Genomic DNA, 17,045 nt, shown 5'->3' on the forward strand with positions numbered 1-17,045 from the left:
TCCCTCATCGGGCAGGCCTCCGGGCCGCAACCGAACGGAGCCATATGTCCCTCCTGGCCCGGCCCACGGTGGCCGCCCTCGTCGCCAAGGCCATGCAGCGGGTGACCGTCATGGCCGACCGCCGCTCCGGCGGCCGGGGCTCCGCCGCCGCCTCGCACGCACGCCTGCCCGAATACCCCCGCAGGGTCCGCGAGTTGACGATCCCCACCTCGATCGCCCCGGCCCGGGCCACCGTGTATCTGCCTGCGGGCGCGCCTGCCGACGACGCGCCCGCTCCCCCGGTACACGTCAACTTCCACGGCGGCGGTTACGTCATGACGCTGACCGAGCTGGACGACCCGCTGTGCCGGTTCCTCGCGGCGGAGGCGGGGATCGTCGTGATCAACGTGGATTACGTCGTCGCCCCGCAGCATCCGTTCCCGGCGCCGCCCCGGCAGGCGTACGAGGTCGTGCGGTGGGTCGCGGAGCACGGCGGTGAGCAGGGCTGGGACGGTGGGCGGCTCACCGTGGGCGGGCAGAGCGCCGGGGGCGGTCTGGCGGCGGCCGTGGCGCGGCAGGCACTGGAGGAGGGCGGTCCCTCGATCGCCCTTCAGGTGCTGCACTATCCGCCGCTCGATCTGGCGACCGGGGCGCGGGAGAAGCGGGCCGCAGTGGCGAAGCCGGTGCTGCGGCCCTGGATGGCGGACGTGTTCGACACGTCGTACACGCCTGATCCAGTGCTGCGCCGCGACCGGCTGGTGTCCCCCGCGCACCCCTCGGACACGGCCGACCTGAAGGGCATCGCGCCCGCCCTGGTCGTCACGGCGGAGTACGACCTGCTGCGGGCCGAGGGTGAGCGGTACGCGGAGCGGCTGCGGGGCGTCGGCGCGCTCGTCGGCCATCACGAGGTGGCCGGGGCCGATCACGGGTACGACGGCGACGACGATGCGAAGGCGCGAGAGGTGTACGCCGTCATCGCCCGCCATGTCCGCGAGGCCACCGGGAGCCGGCCCGCCTGAGCGCACCGCACCGCGACGCGACGCGACGCCGGGCGCCTCACCTGTTCCGCAACACCGGCTCCCGCCCCCCGGGCACGCTCTCGGCGTACTCGTCGGGACACGTGGGCCGGACAGGCACGGGCACCGGCACGGCGGTCGGGTACTTGTCGGCCGAGGACCGGACGGGCTGACTTGTCGCAGCCTTCCGCATCCCGGTCCGGCCCGCGAGTCCCGCCGTCAACACGACCACGGCCACCACCGCCCACCACGGCAGACCCGCCGTGGCCATGTACCCGACAACAGCCATCACCGCGAGAAGCGCCGGCACTCTGGACCCCCTTTGTCTCCCCTGCCCCGGCAGCATCACGGAAACCCCCGCTACGCACTGGGCATATGCCGTCACAATACGTGAGACCGTCGTACGTAGCACCTCAGCTCATCAGCCGATATGTGTGATGCCGTCATCAGTCCATATGCCTGATGCCGCCCCCGATCAGCTCCCGGTTGACGTCACTGCGCGTCACCTGCCGCGAGTCCGGCAACCGGTGGCGTCCCGTGCGTGTGGAACGACTCGATGGTCTTCAGCCCCCAGGCCTGCCCCTTGGCCCGCTCCGCCTCGGTCCAGGTGATCAGCGGCCAGTCCGGGGCCAGCACCAGTCGGGTGAGCGGGTTGCACAGCTCGATGCGGTTGCCGCCGGGCTCGTAGACGTACAGGAAGAACGTCTGCTGGATGGCGTGCTTGTGCGGGCCGGTCTCGATGAACACGCCCGTGTCGATGGCGAGGTCGGCGGCGCGCAGGATCTCCTCGCGGGTGTCGGTCGCGAAGGCGATGTGGTGAAGCCGGCCGGTGGAGCCGGTCCAGTCCGAGGTGTAGACGACGTCGTACGACTTGTTCGTGTACGTCAGCCAGCGCGCCGCGATCTTCCCGCTGTCGAGCCTGATCTGCTCGGTGGGCCGCGCCCCCAGCACCCGCTCCTGGAACCGGGCGTTGGCGAGCACGTCGGCGGCGAGGAAGTTGATGTGGTCCAGGCGCCGCACTCCGACGCCCCGGTTGGGTTTGGCCTGCGGCTGGTTCTTCAGCGCGGGCCTCAGCTCCTCGGGGGCCTGGTAGTACTCGCTCTCCCAGTACAGGGCGTGCTCGTGGCCGTCGGGGTCGGTGGTGACGTACAGCTTGCCGAGGCCGGGCTCGTCCTCGGCCCATGTGCCCGAGCCGCCCGCCTCCTCGACGGCCTTGATACGGCGGTGCAGTGCCTCCTCGCCGGCGGTGCGCAGGGCGAGGCGGCCGAGGCCCGGCTGTGCGCGGGCGGTGAGGACCAGGCTGTGGTGCTCGTAGTCGTCGTAGGTCCGCAGGTAGACCGTGTCGCCGTCCTGGCCGTTGACGGTGAGGCCCAGGTAGTCGGTGAAGAAGGCGACGCTGGCGTCGAGGTCGGGGGTGAACAGCTGGGCGTGGCCGATGTGGGCGATGTCGCCGAGCGGCGGGGTCATCGGTGACCTCCATGGGGTGGCGCGGGGAAGGGGGCCGTCCCGGCGGACCGGGGGAAGACGGTGCCGTCGAAGAGCTTGCGGGCCGTACGGACCACGGCGGTGCGGTGGGCGGAGGGCAGGCCGTCGGGGCCGGTGCCGAGGGTGCTCTCGATGTCCAGGAATCCGGTGGGGTGTTCGATGCGGACCCGGTCGCCCTGGGCGGGCAGGTGCGCGAGGTCCGTGCCGACGCCGCCCCCGACACGCAGGCCGGCGGCCACACCGGCCGCGCCGAGCACGCCGATGGACGTATGGCAGCGCACGGGTATGAAGGTGCGGGTGGTGATCGCGCCGCCGTCACGGGGAGGGGCGAGCAGGGTGAGCTTGGGCACCGTGGCGTCCGACACGTCACCCAGGCCCATCAACTCGCCCGCCCGCAGGCGGATTGCGCGGAGCCGGTCGGCGAGCGCCAGGTCCTGCTCCAGGTCCTTGGGTGTCTCGTAGCCGGTGACCTTCAGCGAGGCCGCGGCGATCAGCACCGTCGGCATGCCGTTGTCCACGCAGGTCACCGGTACGCCGTCGACGGTGTCGCGGACATTGCCGGTGGGCAGCAACCTGCCCGCGCCCGGCGGGAATTCGATGACCACGGGAGCCGCCGTGCCGGGCACGCCCGAGATCCCGGCGTCGCCCGTGTAGTCGACCCGGCCGCCCGGGGTGGGAAAGGTGGCCGTGGCGAAGTCGCCGGTGTTGGCCATGCGGATCCGGACAGAGGTCCGCTCCTCGCCCGCCGGGACCAGTCCGCGCTCGACGGCGAACGGGCCGACGCCGGCGAGGATGTTGCCGCAGTTCTGACGGGCATTGACAGCGGGTCGGTCCACGGAGACTTGGAGGAAGAGGTAGTCGACGTCGGTCCTGGGGTCGGTCGACCGTGACACCACCGCCACCTTGCTGGTGAGGGGGTGTGCGCCGCCCAGTCCGTCGATCTGCCGTTCGTCGGGGCTGCCCATGATGCGCAGCAGCAGATCGTCGCGGTCGGCGGTGTCGGCGGGCAGGTCGTCGGCGAGGAAGTAGGCGCCCTTGGAGGTGCCGCCGCGCATCAGCAGGCAGCGCACCTCCTCGGGTCCGCCGGTCACCTGCCTTCCCCCGCGTACTCCTCGTAGGTCTTGTACTCGACGCCCAGGCGCTTCAGCGTCTCCCGCAACCCGTAGCGGTCCAGGCCGAGTTGGCCGTCGAGGAAGGCGGCGCGGGCGGCGGCCTCCTTGGCCTCGCGGGCCCCGGCCTTCTCGGCCGTCTCGCGGGCGCGCTCGCGCGGGACGACCACCACGCCGTCGTCGTCGGCGAGGATCACGTCGCCCGGGCGGATCACCTGGCCGTCGATCGCGACCGGCACGTTGACCGAGCCTCCGGTCGCCTTGACGGTGCCCTGCGCGGACACGGCCCGGGACCAGGCGGCGAAGCCCGTCTCCCGCAGCTCCTGGGTGTCGCGGACACCGGCGTTGATGACCAGTCCGCGCACGCCGCGTCGCCGCAGCGCGGTGGCGAACAGTTCGCCGAACATGCCGTCGGTGGACGGGGACGTGGTGGTGACGACCAGGATGTCGCCCTCGCCGCACTGCTCCACGGCGGCGTGGATCATGAGGTTGTCGCCGGGCCAGCTGAGCACGGTGACCGCAGTGCCCGCGACGCGTACGCCCTGCTGGATGGGGCGGATCTGCGGGCCCAGCAGGCCGGTTCGGCCCATGGCCTCGCTGACGGTGGCCACTCCGAAGCCGGCCAGTGCCTCGACGTCCTTCGTGTCCGCCTTCGGTGGGCCGGTGACGATCACGCCGCTCATGCCAGCTCCTTCGCGATCTGCGGGTAGGGGCGCATATAGGCCTCGGCCATGGTCTTGTGGGCCAGGCCCAGGTTCGGTCCGGCGTTGCGCTTGAGCTGGACTCCGCGGCGTACGGCGAGGTCGGTGTAGTAGTCCCACAGGTGCTGCTGGGCGCCGAGGCACTCCATGGCCCCCCGCTTGGTCTCCCAGACCTCGGTGATGTCGAGGAGCACCTCGGGCCTGAAGCCGCTCATCTCGGGCTGGTGGGGCTCGAAGTAGAAGACGGGCGGGGCACCGATGATCTCGCCGGGGCCCGGGTAGCCGATGGCCTGGGCGAGGACGCGGGCCTGGAGGGCCATGCGGTTGGCGGCCGGGTGGTCGCCGTTGTACGGGTCCTCGGTGGGGTGGGTGAGGACGACGTCCGGCTGGGTCTCGCGGTAGACCTCCACCAGCTTGTCGGTCAGCTCGGCGGTGGCGGTCAGCGGGTAGTCGCCGGCGTCGAAGAAGCGGACCTCGGCGCCGAGGGTGGCGGCGGCGCGCTCGGCCTCGCCCCGCCGTATCGCCTTGATCTCCTCCAGCTGCTTGCCCTCGCGCCAGGCCTTGGCGGACTCGCCGCGCTCGCCGAAGGTCAGGCAGGCGATGGTGACCTTCTCGCCCCGGGAGGCGGCCAGAGCGACGGCGCCGCCCGCCCGCCACACGAAGTCCCCGGCGTGCGCGGTGATGACGAGGGTGGAACGGGGAGGGGCGGGCGCATTGGCGTGGGTCATCGCTGCGATCTCCTTGGTGACAGGTTGACGCCCGCCCTGTCAGCGGCTCTGGGCCGCGCGGCCGTCAGTCGCGCAGCGCCTCGATCACGCTGGTGAGGTGGGCGCGGACGGCCGCCTCGGCCGCCTGCGGGTCCCTGGCCGTGATCGCCTCGATCATGGCCAGATGCTCGTTCAGGGAGCGCTGCGGACGCCCCGGTCGCAGCGCCAACTGGAAGCGGTGGCGCACCAGTTGGGCGTTGAGCCGCTCCAGCAGTTCTACGGCCGTCCGCTGGCCCGAGATGTCCCGGATCCGGGCGTGCAGTTCCTGGTTCAGCTCGGAGTACGTCATCGGCTCGCCGTCGGTCACGGCCTTGGTCATCGCCGCGCCCAGGTCCGCCAGTTCGGTGAGCTGCTCATCGTCGGCCACGACGGCCGCCTTCGCCGCGCACAGTGCTTCCAGGACCATGCGGCACTCGGTGATGGCGACCGCTTCCTCCAGGCCGACCACCCGCACCCGCGAGCCGCGGTTGCGGATCCGCTCGACGAGCCCCTGTGCCTCCAGATCGATGAGCGCCGCGCGGATGCTCGCCCGTGTCACACCGAACTGCTCGGCGAGTTCGTTCTCCACCAGCCGCTGCGCCGGTGCCATCTCACCGTGCAGGATCGCCTGCCGCAGCTGCGCGAGCGCATGCTGTTTGGCCTGCTCCCCGGTGCCCGGACGGGCTTCGTTCGGCATGCGCCCTCCCTGGATGAGTGCCTGTCGAACGTAAGTCTGACCCAGCAGAATTGTCAACAATTTTGTGCGCCATATTGTCTGCGCAGTGACGGCGGCAAGCGCGGCGAAGTGTCCGCCCGGCCCCGCCGACGCCCCACACTCTGTCCAGCCCGCGCACCGGCACCCGCTGGCTAGGGTCGCCGCATGACCCACAGCCCCGCGCCCGGCCAGAGCTTCGCCCTCCACATCCCCGACGTCGAGCTCGAACCCGAGCCCTTCGCCCCCGGGCAGATCGTCTCGGGGACGCCCGAGGTGAGCGGAAAGGTCGTCTGGGAGTCGGCGGACGGGCGTCAGGTCCGCGGGATCTGGCAGATCACACCGGGCGTGGTGACCGACACGGAGGCGGACGAGCTGTTCGTCGTGATCAGCGGGTCGGCGACCGTCGAGGTGGAGGGCGGGCCCACGCTGAAGGTGGGGCCGGGCGACATGGCCGTACTGCGTGAAGGCGACCGTACGACGTGGACGGTGCACGAGACGCTGCGGAAGGCGTACGCGATCAACCTGTGAGGGGTGGCGCGGTCGAACCGCGGATCTCCAAGGCGGGCGTGGCGAGTTGGACCCGGCTCGCTCCCCCGCTCCCGGTGAAGCGGTCGAGCAGACAGCGGGCCGCGCGGCGGCCGACCTCGTGGCTGGTGTTGTCGACCGTGGTGAGCCAGACGTGGCGCAGGCGGGCGATGCTCGTGTTGTCGTAGCCGACGACGGACAGGTCGCGCGGGACGCGCAGCCCCAGCTCCTCGGCCGCGGACAGCGCGCCGATCGCGGCGATGTCGTTGACGGCGAAGACGGCCGTCGGCCGCTCGGGGCGGTTGAGCAGGCGGACGGTGGCGCGGTAGCCGCCCTCCTCGGTCATGTCGCTGGGCTCGACCACCGCCTCGTCCGCGAGGCCCTGCTCCCGCATCGTCGCCTCGAAGCTGCGCCGGCGCAGCTCGCCCACCGCCCCGTACCCCGCGATGTGCGCGATGCGGCGATGTCCCAGACCGATGAGGTGCTCGGCGACCAGGCGGGCGCCCCGTTCGTCGTCGCCCGCCACGACGTCGACGCCCTCCGGCACCGGCTCACGGGCACCGGCCACCACCACCGGCATCCGCGCGGCCACCGCTTCCAGCGCGGCCGGGTCGGGCAGGGTGCCGACCACCACCAGGCCGTCGACGCGCAGGTCCAGCAGCGGGCCCGTCGGGTCCTGGCCGGCCCGGCGGTTGAGGCGGGCGTCGGCCAGCAGCATGTGCAGGCCGTTGTCGTGGAGCAGGGAGTTGAGGCCGTCCAGCATGTCCACGAACCACGGGTTGCGCAGGTCGTTCAGGAGGACGCCGACCGTGCGGGTGCGCTGCTCACTGAGGCTGCGGGCGGCGGCGTTGGGGCGGTAGCCGAGTTCCCGCACGGCGCGCAGGACGGCCTCCCGTTTCTCCGGACGCACCTGGTCGGAGCCGCGCAGCACCAGCGAGACCAGCGACTTGGAGACGCCGGCCCGGTCGGCCACGTCACGGATCGTCGGCGGTCTCATGGCATGGACCGTTCCATGACCGGGTCGGGCTTGTCAAAGGGTTGACAGCGCGCGGAAACGGCACCCAAGGTGGCCTGGACAGAAAATGGACCGGTCCAAAGAAGGGCTGTCATGGTGGAATCGCTCGGTGTCGCCGTCGTCGGATTCGGCTGGATGGGCCGGGTGCACACCCAGGCGTACGCCCGTGTCCCGCACCACTATCCGCGGCTGGCGCTGCGGCCGGAGCTCGTGGCCGTCGCCGAGGACGTACCGGGCCGGGCCGAGGAGGCCGCCGCGCAGTTCGGGTTCGCCTCCACCACCCGCGACTGGCGCGAGATCGCGGCCGACCCACGGGTGCGGGCCGTCAGCATCACCGCCCCGAACTTCCTGCACCGCGAGATCGGTGTCGCGATGGCCGAGGCCGGCAAGCACATCTGGATCGAGAAGCCGGTGGGCCTGACGGTGGCCGACGCCCAGGCCGTCGCCGACGCCGTCGCCAAGGCCGGCGTCCAGAGCACCGTCGGCTTCAACTACCGCAACGCGCCCGCCGTCGAGGCCGCCCGCGAGCTCATCGCCGCCGGCGAGATCGGCAGCGTCACGCACGTCCGCATCCGCCTCTTCAGTGACTACGCCGCGCACCCAGACGGCGCCCTGACCTGGCGGTACGAGAAGGAACGCGGCGGCAGCGGCGTCCTCGGCGACCTCGCCTCCCACGGCGCCGACCTCGCCCGTCACCTCCTCGGCGACATCGCCTCCCTGACCGCCGACACCGCCGTCTTCATCCCCGAGCGCGCCCGCCCCACCGGCGCCACCGCCGGCCACAGCCTGGCCACCGGCGGGGAGCTCGGTCCCGTGGAGAACGAGGACTACGTGAGTTGCCTGCTCCGCTTCGCCTCCGGCGCCCGAGGGGTCCTGGAGGCCTGCCGGGTCTCGGTCGGCGAGCAGAACAACTACGGCTTCGAGGTGCACGGCACCAAGGGCGCGGTCTTCTGGGACTTCCGCCGCATGAACGAGCTCGGCGTCAGCCGTGGCACGACCTATCAGGACCAGCCCGTCAGCACGGTCTACGTCGGCCCCGGCGCCGGCGAGTTCGGCGCCTTCCAGCCGGGCGCCGCGAACGCCATGGGCTACGACGACCTCAAGGTCATCGAGGCGTACCGCTTCCTGCGCTCGATCGCCGAGGGCACACCGCACGGCGCCACCCTCCAGGACGCCGTGCACAGCGCCGCCGTTCTGGAGGCGATGGTGCGGTCGGCGGAGAGCGGCGCGTGGGTGGACGTGGCCGGCGCGGCATGACGGCCCACGTCACCGCGCCCGGTCGGCCCGCCGGCCGATGGCCACTTTGACCGGAGCCAGGGCGAGCCAGAGCCACATCGCGGCGGGGCCGACGGCCAGGGCGAGCGGGATGCTGAGAGCGAACGCCAGCACTGTCACCCCGAGGTCGAGCGCGAAGAGCCGGAAGCCCTCCGGTGGCGCCGCCTCCTCGCGCAGCCAGGGGCGTCCGGCCAGGAGGAGGAGCAGTGCGAGGTGGGCGGCACCGAGGGCGGCGACCGCCGCCGCGTAGGCGGCGATCGACGTGGGCTCGCTGCCGTACTCGGCGATGAGCTTGGTGGGGAAGGGCAGGAGGGCCGCGATGCCGAGTCCCAGGACGGTCAGTGCGATCACCTGTCCGTCGATCTGCCGGACGAGGCCGACGATCCGGCGGTGCTCACGCCAGAAGGCGCCGAGCACCAGCACGGTGAGCGCGTAGGCGCCGAGGTTCGGGATCAGTTCGTGCAGGGCGTCGTGGTAGTGCGCGTCGTCGAGTCCCCGGGGCACATAGAAGTCCAGGACCAGCAGGGTGATGGCGATGGCGAACACTCCGTCGGCGAGCGCCACCAGCCGCTCGGGCCCGCCGTCCGGGTTCGATTTCCACATGCGCACGACGGTAGGGAGCCATGGGCCGTCGAGCGGGCGTACACGCCAGACGTCGGCCCCCGATCGTCACCCGATGGGCGTGGGCATGTTGTACGGCGTGACCACCTGGATCGCCGACGGCAGGGTCGGCCCCGCGGGCGGCAGCGCGCCATGGGCCCGCATGACGATGTGGCAGGCCTCGCGCAGGTCGTGGCGCAGGTCGTGGTGGAGTACGGCGGACAGGCGCTGCTCGCGCAGCAGACGGGTGTTGTCGTGGTCGAGGTCGTGGGCGACGAACACCGCGCACTGCCGGCCCAGGTCCTCGAAGGCCCGCAGGGTCGCGATGTTGCCGCCGCCGATCGAATAGACCGCGCGGATCTCCGGGTCGCGCTCCAGGGCGGCTCGCACGAGGTCGTACTGGGTGGCGTCCAGGCCCTGGCCCTCGGTCAGTTCGACCAGCGTGCGCTGGGGGTGCCGGGCGCGCATGGCGCTGCGGAAGCCCATCTCGCGCTCCTCCTCGTTGCGGAAGAAGCCGCTGCTGAGGCTGGTGAGGACATGGCCGGGGCGGTCGCCGAGCCACTGGCCCATCAGATACGCCGCGGTCGCCCCCGCGGCCCGGTTGTCGATGCCGACGTAGGCGAGGCGGGGTGTCGAGGGCAGGTCGGTCACGAGGGTCACCACGGGTATGCCCGCCTCCGCGAGCCGCGCGACGGCGGCGGTGACCTCGGGCACGTCCGGGGCCTTGAGGATCACGCCCTGCGAACCGCGCCGGGCGATCCGGTCCAGCGTCCGCGTCAGCTCCGCCACCGGACCCGTCTCCCGGAAATGGAACCGCGAGCGCACCACGGCCGGGTGCAGGCCCGGCAGCTCGGCCTCCAGGGCGGCCCGTACGGCGGTGGAGAACCGCTCCGGCGCCTGCATCACGATGTCGATCATGAAGGTACGGCCCACCAGCCGGACCTGGGTGCGCTGCCGGTCGAGGTCGGCGATGGCCTGCTGAACCTCCCGCGCGGTGCTCTCGCGCACCCCTCCCCTGCCGTTCAGGACCCGGTCGACGGTGGCCTCGCTGAGGCCTGCCTGACGTGCGATCTCCCGGATCGGGAAGGGGTGGCCCATGCGGATGCTCCCGTAACTGGTCCTGAGGGGTTTTTGATGGCTGCCTGCTGGTTGTTCGACGGGTTTGTACTGACAAGAATGACAGCGCTGAGTCGCCCCTGTCACCGAGAGGACGCCGATGTCCTACACCTCCGTACATCGCCGTGCGTGGCTGTCCGAGCAGGACTGCGATCTCGCCTCCTTCCGTGAGCTCGTCGAGCGGACCACCGACCTCGCCGACCACCCGTACGCCTCCGCCGTGGAGCGGGGCGTCCTCGTCTACGACAGCGACCGTGTGCGCCGGGCCGACGACCCGCGTGCGGTGGGCGCCGAACTGGTCCGTGCCCTCACCGACGGTCCGGGCATCGTGGTCTTCCGAAGGGCCTTTCCCGACCCGGGGATCGTCGACGGGCTCAGCGCCGTGTTCGACGCCTTGATCGCCGAGCAGCGCGCCTCGGGAGCAAGCGCCGGGGACCACTTCGCCAAGCCGGGCGCCAACGACCGGGTGTGGAACGCGCTGGAGAAGGCGGCGCTCCACGACCCCGAAGTCTTCGCCGACTATTACGCCAACGACATCCTGGCGCTCGTCTCGACCGCCTGGCTCGGCCCCGGCTACCAGGTGACCTCACAGGTGAACGTGGTCAACCCCGGCGGCGCGGCGCAGACCGTGCACCGCGACTACCACCTGGGCTTCCTGTCCGACGAGGCCGCGGCCGCCTATCCGGCCCATGTCCACGTCCTCTCCCCCGTGCTCACCCTGCAGGGCGCCGTCGCGCACTGCGACATGCCGGTGGAGTCCGGGCCGACGATGTACCTGCCGTACTCGCAGACGTACGAGCCGGGCTACCTGGCGTGGCGACGGCCCGAGTTCCAGGCCTACTTCGAGGAACACCACGTCCAGCTGCCCCTCGCCAAGGGCGACGCGGCCTTCTTCAACCCGGCCCTGTTCCACGCGGCCGGCACCAACCGGTCCGCGGACATCCGGCGCATGGCGAACCTCCTCCAGGTGTCCTCCGCGTTCGGACGGGCCATGGAGACGGTGGACCGCGAGGCGGTCGCGGGCGCGGTCTTCCCGGTGCTGCTCAAGCGGCGGAGCGAGGGCGCGGACGAGGCGTGGGCGGCGAACGTGATCGCCGCGAGCGCCGAGGGCTACCCCTTCCCCACCAATCTCGACAGCGATCCGCCGGTGGCCGGGCTGGCCCCGCCCTCGCAGGCGGACGTCGTACGCCGCGCTCTGCGCGAGGCATGGACTCCCGAGGCTCTGCGGGACGAGCTGCGGGCCGGCGCCGAGCGGCGCCAGAGCTGAAAGGACCATCGAAGACATGGGACTTCTCGACGACAAGGTCGTCCTCGTCAACGGCGGCAGCCAGGGCGTGGGCGCCGCCATCGCGCGGGCGGCCGTCCGTGAGGGCGCGGTCGTGGCCGTCACCGGGCGGCGCGCCGAACCCGGTGAGGCACTGGTGGCCGAGCTCGCCGCCGAGGGCGGCAAGGCCATGTTCGTACGGGCCGACCTGTCGGACGCCGAGCAGGCGAAGGCCTCCGTCGCCGAGGTCGTCGACGCGTACGGCCGGATCGACTGCCTGGTCAACTCCGCGGGGCTGACGTCCCGGGGCACGCTGCTCGACACCACGCCCGAGCTGTTCGACCAGCACATCGCGATCAACCTCAAGGCGCCGTTCTTCGCGATGCAGGGCGCCGTCGCGGACATGGTCGCCCGCAAGGCGCCCGGCACGATCGTCAACATCATCACGTCCTCGGCGCACGGCGGGCAGCCGTTCCTCGCGCCGTACGTCTCCGCCAAGGCCGGGCTCATCGGGCTGACCCGCAATGCCGCGCACGCGCACCGGTGGGACCGGGTCCGGATCAACGGGCTGAACATCGGGTGGACGGCGACGGAGGGGGAGGACGCGACGCAGAAGGCGTTCCACGGGGCCGGGGACGACTGGCGTGAAGAGGCCGCCGCCAAGCTGCCCATGGGCAAGCTGGGGCAACCCGATGAGATCGCCGACTTCGTGGTGTTCCTGCTGTCGGACCGGTCCGGGGTGGTGACGGGATCGGTGATCGACTGGGACCAGAACGTACTTGGAGGGCTCGACTAAGGATTTGCCGCGCTTTGTCGTCGGTCGCGTGCGGCTACGTCGTGGCTGGTCGCGCCCACGCGGCGGAGCCGCATATCGATACTGACCCGCGCCCCTGAGGGCGCTGCAGCACCCCACCTCAAGGAGCAACACCCCATGCGTATCGGAATCCTCGGCCTCGGCCGCATCGGCGCCTTCCACGCCGAGACCCTCTCCGGACTCGACGCCGTCGAGTCGCTCGTCGTCACCGACCCGTTCGCGGACGCAGCCAAGGCCGCCGCGGAGCGGTTCGGCGCCGAGGTCGTGGACTCGCCGGAGGCCCTGCTGGCGGCCGGCGTGGACGGCATCGTCGTCGCCGCGGCGACCGACGCCCACCCCGCGCTGATCCTGGCCGGTGTCGAGGCCGGCATCCCCGTCTTCTGCGAGAAGCCCGTCGCCAGGACGATGGCCGAGGGCGTCGAGGTGCTCAAGGCCGTCCAGGGCAAGGACGTGCCGATCCAGATCGGCTACAACCGCCGCTTCGACACCGGGTTTGTCAACGCCCGCGCCGCCGTGCAGAGCGGCGAGCTCGGCCAGTTGCACACGGTCCGCTCGACCACCCTGGACCCGGCGCCGCCGCCCGCCGCGTACATCGCCGCCTCCGGCGGCATCTTCCGGGACTGCTCGGTGCACGACTTCGACATCATCCGCTGGGTGACCGGCCGCGAGGTGACCGAGGTGTACGCCGTCGGCGGCAACAAGGGCGCCGACTACATCAAGGAGGCGGGCGACGCGGACACCACGGGCGCGATCCTCACCCTGGACGACGGCACGATCGCGGTGGTCTCCAACTCCCGCCACAACGCCCGGGGTTACGACGTCCGCATGGAGATCCACGGCTTCAAGGACTCCATCGCGGTCGGCCTGGAGGACAAGCTGCCGCTGCGCTCGGTCGAGCCGGGCGTGACGTTCCCGGCGGGCACCCCGCACGACTTCTTCATGGACCGCTTCACCGCGGCCTACCGCGCCGAACTCACCGCGTTCACCGAGGTCGTGGCGGGCACCCGGCCGTCCCCGTGCACGATCGAGGACGCCCTGGAGGCCGGCTGGATCGCCGACGCGTGCACCCTGTCGCTGAACGAGCACCGGCCGGTGACGATCGCCGAGGTCCGCACCGCCTGAGGCCTCTGCCGTGTCCCGGGTGCCCAGGCGCCCGGGACACCGGTGTGAACGCCGCGCCCCCGCACCCCGTTTACGGTCATGTGATCTCTCCGTACGACCATGAGAGCGACCCGACCCGACCCGACCGACCGAGGAGCGACGACCGTGCAGGAATTACCCGACACCGCGGTCCCGAGAGCCGTGGTCGTCGTCGGAGCCGGACCGAGCGGCCTGACGATCGCCCGTGAACTGGAACGGGCCGGACACCTGGTGACCGTCCTGGAGGAGCAGGACACGGTGGCCGGGAAGTGCCAGAGCGTGACGGTGGACGGTCACGCCTTCGACCTCGGCGGCCACATCTGCACCCGCCGGTACGAGCGCGTCGCCCGGTTGGTGGCCGAGCTGGACGTGGAGACGGAGCGCACCACCCGCTACCGCGTCCTCGACGTCGAGCGGCGTGTCGCGCTCCGGCAGTCCATGGCGTTCCTCCGCGACGGCGCCCTCCAGCGCTACCAGGCGCTGCGTGAAAGGGAGTTCCCGCGTATCGGCGAACCCGGCCTCGCCCACTCCGCGCGTGCGCTGGCCGCTCCGGTCGGCCGGTGGCTGGCCGAGCACGGCCTGGAGCCCATGGCGGAGTCCTTCGGCACCGGGTACACGGCGGCCGGGTACGGCTACCTCGACGACGACGTGCCCGCCCTGTACTTCGTGAAGTACGCCGAGATGACCGGGCTGTTGTCCGACGGCCGCCGCGAACTCCTCGGGCACACGGGTGACTTCACCCTCATCGGCGGGTTCGCCACGCTGTGGCGCCGGATCGCCGGCGAGCTGAAGGACGTCCGGTGCGCGGTGCGCGTGACGTCGGTCGAACGGCACCCGGGCGGCGTGCGGGTGCACACCGACTCCGGTCCGGTGGAGGCGGACGACCTCGTGCTCGCCGCGCCCCTGGACCGGGTCCTGCCCGTCCTGGACGCCACCGACGGGGAACGCGACCTCGCCGCGCGGATCCGCAGCAACGCCTACCACACCACCCTCGCCACCGCGTCCGGCCTGCCCGAGGACGCCTTCTACTTCCTCGACCGGCACACCGCGACCCGCGAGGCGACGGGCCACTGCGTCTCGTACCACCATCGCTACCCGGACAGCGAGGTGCGCACCTTCTACTCCTACGGCCGTCCCGAGGACGTCACCGCACTGCTGCGGGAGGACGTCGAGCGGCTCGGCGGGCGGCTCGACGAGGTGCATCTGCGTCGTCAGTGGGCCTTCATGCCGCACTTCGGCAGCGCCGACCTCGCCGACGGCGTGCTGGACCGGTTCGAGGCACTGCAGGGGCAGGACCGCACCTACTACGTGGGCGGGCTGCCCGCCTTCGAACTGATCGAGTGCACCGTGGCCCACGCCCAGGATCTCGCCCGCCGCCACTTCCAGGCGTGGACGGCACCCTGACGCTGCGGGACGGCCGTCCCGCCACGACCGAGGAGGAGCACCACAGATGAGCGAACCGGGCCGGGAGCCACTGCGCATCGGAATACTGGGGGCGGCACGGATCACCGAACGCGCGCTCGTCGAACCGGCCCGCGCCGGGGGTCACCGGGTGGTCGCGGTGGCCGCCCGCGAGCGCGGGCGGGCGGAGTCCTTCGCCGCGCGGCACGGGGTGGAGCGGGTGCACGACTCCTACGCCGGTCTGCTCGCCGACCCCGAGGTCGAGGTGGTCTACAACCCGCTCGCCAACGGTCTGCACGGGCCGTGGAACCTCGCCGCGCTGGCGGCGGGCAAGCACGTCCTGACGGAGAAGCCGTCGGCGAGCAACGCCGAGGAGGCCGCCGAGGTGCGGGAGGCGGTGGCGAAGGCCGGGGCGGTCTTCATGGAGGGCTTCCACTACCTCTTCCACCCGGTCACCCGGCGCCTGCACGAGCTCCTCGACAGCGGCGAACTGGGCGAGCTGCGGCGGGTGGAGACGCTGGTCGCGATCCCCGCCCCGGCCGACGCCGACCCGCGCTGGTCGCTGCCGCTCGCGGGCGGGGCGGTGATGGACCTGGGCTGCTACAGCCTGCACGCGGTGCGGATGCTCGCGCCCTGGGCGGGTGGGGCGCCGCGTCTGGTGTCCGCGCGGGGCGGGGAGCGGGCGGGCGCGCCGGGCGTCGACGAGTGGCTGGACGCCGAGCTGGCGTTCCCCGGCGGGGCGAGCGCGTCGGCGCGCTGCCACATGGCGTACGGGGAGCTGGAGATGAGCTGCCGGCTGGTCGGCTCCCGGGGCGAGGCGCTCGCACCGAACTTCGTGCTGCCGCACCTGGACGACCGCGTCGTCGTACGCACACCGGACGGCGAGCGCACCGAACACCTGGGCACGCGCTCGTCGTACACCTACCAACTGGACGCGCTCGCCGCGCGCATCCGCCGCGACGCCGCGCTCCCGCTGGACGCGGACGACGCGCTGGCGACCATGCAGCTGATCGACGAGGCCTACCGCGCGGCAGGGTTCGAGCCGCGGCCGCGTACGACGCTCTGAAGGAAGACCGGTGGGGCGCCGGGGTTCTGCCCGGCGCCCCACCGTCTTCTGTCAGTCCTGGTACAGCGCGGGCCTGGCGACGAGGTCCACCGCGACCCGGCCGCCGTCCTGCAGCGACCGTACGCCCGCCTCGCAGACCGCGGCGACCGCGTAGCCGTCCCAGACGCTCGGTCCGGTGACCTCGCCGCGCCGGGTGGCGTCGACCCAGGCCTGCACCTCACGGTCGTAGGCGTCCGCGAACCGTTCGATGTAGTCCTGGGCGATGGTGCCGCCCCAGCGGCCGGCGGCATGGGTGACCATGGCGTGGCCTTCGCCGACGCGGGCGGTGCCGCGTTCGCAGACGACCTCGGCCTGGACCTGGTAGCCGAAGCCGCAGTTGACGAAGATCTCGACGTCGACGATCGCGCCGCCGTCGGTCTCGAAGAGCACGAGCTGCGGGTCCCGGATGCCGTCCGGCGCGTTCTGGGAGGGCGTCGGGGCCAGCACGGTGACGGCCGTGATCTCGTGGCCGAGGAGCCAGCGGGTCACGTCCATCTCGTGCGTCACCGAGTCGTTGATGAGCATCTCGCTGGTCCAGCCGGGCGGGCTGGCGACGTTGCGGTGCCGGTTGTGCAGCATGAGGGGGCGGCCCAGCTGGCCCGTCTCCAGCAGGGCCTTGAGCTTCCTGTACTCGGCGTCGTAACGCCGCATGAAGCCGACCTGGACGCGGCGCCGGCCCAGCTTCCGCTCGGCCTCCACGACGCGCAGCGCGGACGCCGCGTCGGGGGTGAGGGGTTTCTCGCACAGCACGGGCAGATCGTGCTCGAAGGCTGTGAGCAGCGCCGCCTCGTGGGCGGGGCCGGGGGAAGCGATGATCACCGCGTCGACGTCGGCCGACGCCATCGCGGCGGCGGCGTCGGTGTGGGCGGTGCAGCCGTCGACGCGGGCGGCGACCGATTTGGCGCGCTCCGCGTCGACGTCCACGACGGCGGTCACCCGTGCCCCGCTGGTGACCTCCTGGATGCGGCGCACATGGTCCGCACCCATCTTTCCGGTACCGATGACTGCGACTCCGAGTGTGGCGCGCTCAGCCATGGCT

At 72.1% G+C, this 17,045-nt stretch carries 17 protein-coding genes; 8 read left to right on the plus strand and 9 right to left on the minus strand.

What is annotated here, in order from left to right:
• Positions 1 to 44 precede the first annotated feature (44 nt).
• A complete protein-coding gene (locus ACIBU0_RS03395) occupies positions 45 to 998 on the plus strand; it encodes an alpha/beta hydrolase (protein WP_398810909.1) in 954 nt (317 codons plus the stop codon).
• Positions 999 to 1,487: 489 nt separating this feature from the next.
• Here the strand turns inward: ACIBU0_RS03395 and ACIBU0_RS03400 are convergent, their stop codons facing one another.
• The 5 genes from ACIBU0_RS03400 to ACIBU0_RS03420 form a co-directional block, all read right to left on the minus strand.
• A complete protein-coding gene (locus ACIBU0_RS03400; protein ID WP_398810912.1) occupies positions 1,488 to 2,462 on the minus strand; it encodes a catechol 2,3-dioxygenase in 975 nt (324 codons plus the stop codon).
• Positions 2,459 to 3,571 (minus strand): 4-oxalomesaconate tautomerase, encoded by a 1,113-nt coding sequence (locus tag ACIBU0_RS03405; protein WP_398810915.1) that lies wholly within the window; start codon positions 3,569 to 3,571, stop codon positions 2,459 to 2,461. Before ACIBU0_RS03405 ends, ACIBU0_RS03400 begins: the two co-directional genes overlap by 4 nt.
• Positions 3,568 to 4,272, minus strand: coding sequence for a 4-carboxy-4-hydroxy-2-oxoadipate aldolase/oxaloacetate decarboxylase (locus ACIBU0_RS03410; RefSeq protein ID WP_398810918.1), 705 nt, complete (start codon positions 4,270 to 4,272; stop codon positions 3,568 to 3,570). Before ACIBU0_RS03410 ends, ACIBU0_RS03405 begins: the two co-directional genes overlap by 4 nt.
• A complete protein-coding gene (locus tag ACIBU0_RS03415) occupies positions 4,269 to 5,018 on the minus strand; it encodes a PIG-L deacetylase family protein (RefSeq protein WP_398810921.1) in 750 nt (249 codons plus the stop codon). The genes ACIBU0_RS03410 and ACIBU0_RS03415 overlap by 4 nt, the downstream gene beginning before the upstream one ends.
• Positions 5,019 to 5,082: 64 nt before the next feature.
• Entirely contained in the window at positions 5,083 to 5,733 is a 651-nt protein-coding gene (locus tag ACIBU0_RS03420) for a GntR family transcriptional regulator (protein ID WP_398810923.1), read from the minus strand.
• A 183-nt stretch (positions 5,734 to 5,916) separates the two neighbouring features.
• Here ACIBU0_RS03420 and ACIBU0_RS03425 point away from each other — a divergent pair, with 183 nt between their 5' ends.
• Positions 5,917 to 6,279 (plus strand): cupin domain-containing protein, encoded by a 363-nt coding sequence (locus ACIBU0_RS03425; RefSeq protein WP_398810926.1) that lies wholly within the window; start codon positions 5,917 to 5,919, stop codon positions 6,277 to 6,279.
• On the opposite strand, the gene ACIBU0_RS03430 is transcribed toward ACIBU0_RS03425, so the two are convergent.
• Complete coding sequence (locus tag ACIBU0_RS03430) at positions 6,269 to 7,273, minus strand: LacI family DNA-binding transcriptional regulator (protein WP_398810929.1); 1,005 nt, start codon at positions 7,271 to 7,273, stop codon at positions 6,269 to 6,271. The two genes, ACIBU0_RS03425 and ACIBU0_RS03430, sit on opposite strands and share 11 nt — an antisense overlap.
• A 111-nt stretch (positions 7,274 to 7,384) precedes the next feature.
• Here ACIBU0_RS03430 and ACIBU0_RS03435 point away from each other — a divergent pair, with 111 nt between their 5' ends.
• The gene (locus tag ACIBU0_RS03435) at positions 7,385 to 8,548 is read left to right on the plus strand and encodes a Gfo/Idh/MocA family protein (protein ID WP_398810932.1); all 1,164 of its coding nucleotides are present in this window, start codon (positions 7,385 to 7,387) and stop codon (positions 8,546 to 8,548) included.
• Positions 8,549 to 8,557: 9 nt separating this feature from the next.
• On the opposite strand, the gene ACIBU0_RS03440 is transcribed toward ACIBU0_RS03435, so the two are convergent.
• On the minus strand, positions 8,558 to 9,169 hold the full coding sequence (locus ACIBU0_RS03440; RefSeq protein ID WP_398810935.1) for a TMEM175 family protein: 612 nt from the start codon (positions 9,167 to 9,169) through the stop codon (positions 8,558 to 8,560).
• Between the two features lie 66 nt (positions 9,170 to 9,235).
• Positions 9,236 to 10,264: a LacI family DNA-binding transcriptional regulator gene (locus ACIBU0_RS03445; protein WP_398810938.1), complete on the minus strand. Its 1,029-nt coding sequence runs from the start codon at positions 10,262 to 10,264 to the stop codon at positions 9,236 to 9,238.
• A gap of 118 nt (positions 10,265 to 10,382) precedes the next feature.
• On the opposite strand from ACIBU0_RS03445, the gene ACIBU0_RS03450 reads away from it, so the two are divergent.
• From ACIBU0_RS03450 to ACIBU0_RS03470, 5 genes are all read left to right on the plus strand, one after another.
• Positions 10,383 to 11,549, plus strand: a complete 1,167-nt coding sequence (locus ACIBU0_RS03450; RefSeq protein WP_398810940.1) for a phytanoyl-CoA dioxygenase family protein — start codon at positions 10,383 to 10,385, stop codon at positions 11,547 to 11,549.
• 16 nt (positions 11,550 to 11,565) lie between these two features.
• Positions 11,566 to 12,342 (plus strand): SDR family oxidoreductase, encoded by a 777-nt coding sequence (locus ACIBU0_RS03455; RefSeq protein ID WP_398810943.1) that lies wholly within the window; start codon positions 11,566 to 11,568, stop codon positions 12,340 to 12,342.
• A gap of 135 nt (positions 12,343 to 12,477) precedes the next feature.
• Positions 12,478 to 13,482, plus strand: a complete 1,005-nt coding sequence (locus ACIBU0_RS03460; protein ID WP_398810946.1) for a Gfo/Idh/MocA family oxidoreductase — start codon at positions 12,478 to 12,480, stop codon at positions 13,480 to 13,482.
• Positions 13,483 to 13,626: 144 nt separating this feature from the next.
• The gene (locus ACIBU0_RS03465; RefSeq protein WP_398810949.1) at positions 13,627 to 14,904 is read left to right on the plus strand and encodes a protoporphyrinogen/coproporphyrinogen oxidase; all 1,278 of its coding nucleotides are present in this window, start codon (positions 13,627 to 13,629) and stop codon (positions 14,902 to 14,904) included.
• Positions 14,905 to 14,950: 46 nt separating this feature from the next.
• On the plus strand, positions 14,951 to 15,967 hold the full coding sequence (locus ACIBU0_RS03470) for a Gfo/Idh/MocA family protein (RefSeq protein ID WP_398810952.1): 1,017 nt from the start codon (positions 14,951 to 14,953) through the stop codon (positions 15,965 to 15,967).
• 51 nt (positions 15,968 to 16,018) lie between these two features.
• On the opposite strand, the gene ACIBU0_RS03475 is transcribed toward ACIBU0_RS03470, so the two are convergent.
• The gene (locus ACIBU0_RS03475; protein WP_398810955.1) at positions 16,019 to 17,041 is read right to left on the minus strand and encodes a Gfo/Idh/MocA family protein; all 1,023 of its coding nucleotides are present in this window, start codon (positions 17,039 to 17,041) and stop codon (positions 16,019 to 16,021) included.
• Positions 17,042 to 17,045 lie beyond the last annotated feature (4 nt).

This window comes from Streptomyces sp. NPDC049627 (assembly GCF_044465645.1).
GTDB lineage: Bacteria > Actinomycetota > Actinomycetes > Streptomycetales > Streptomycetaceae > Streptomyces.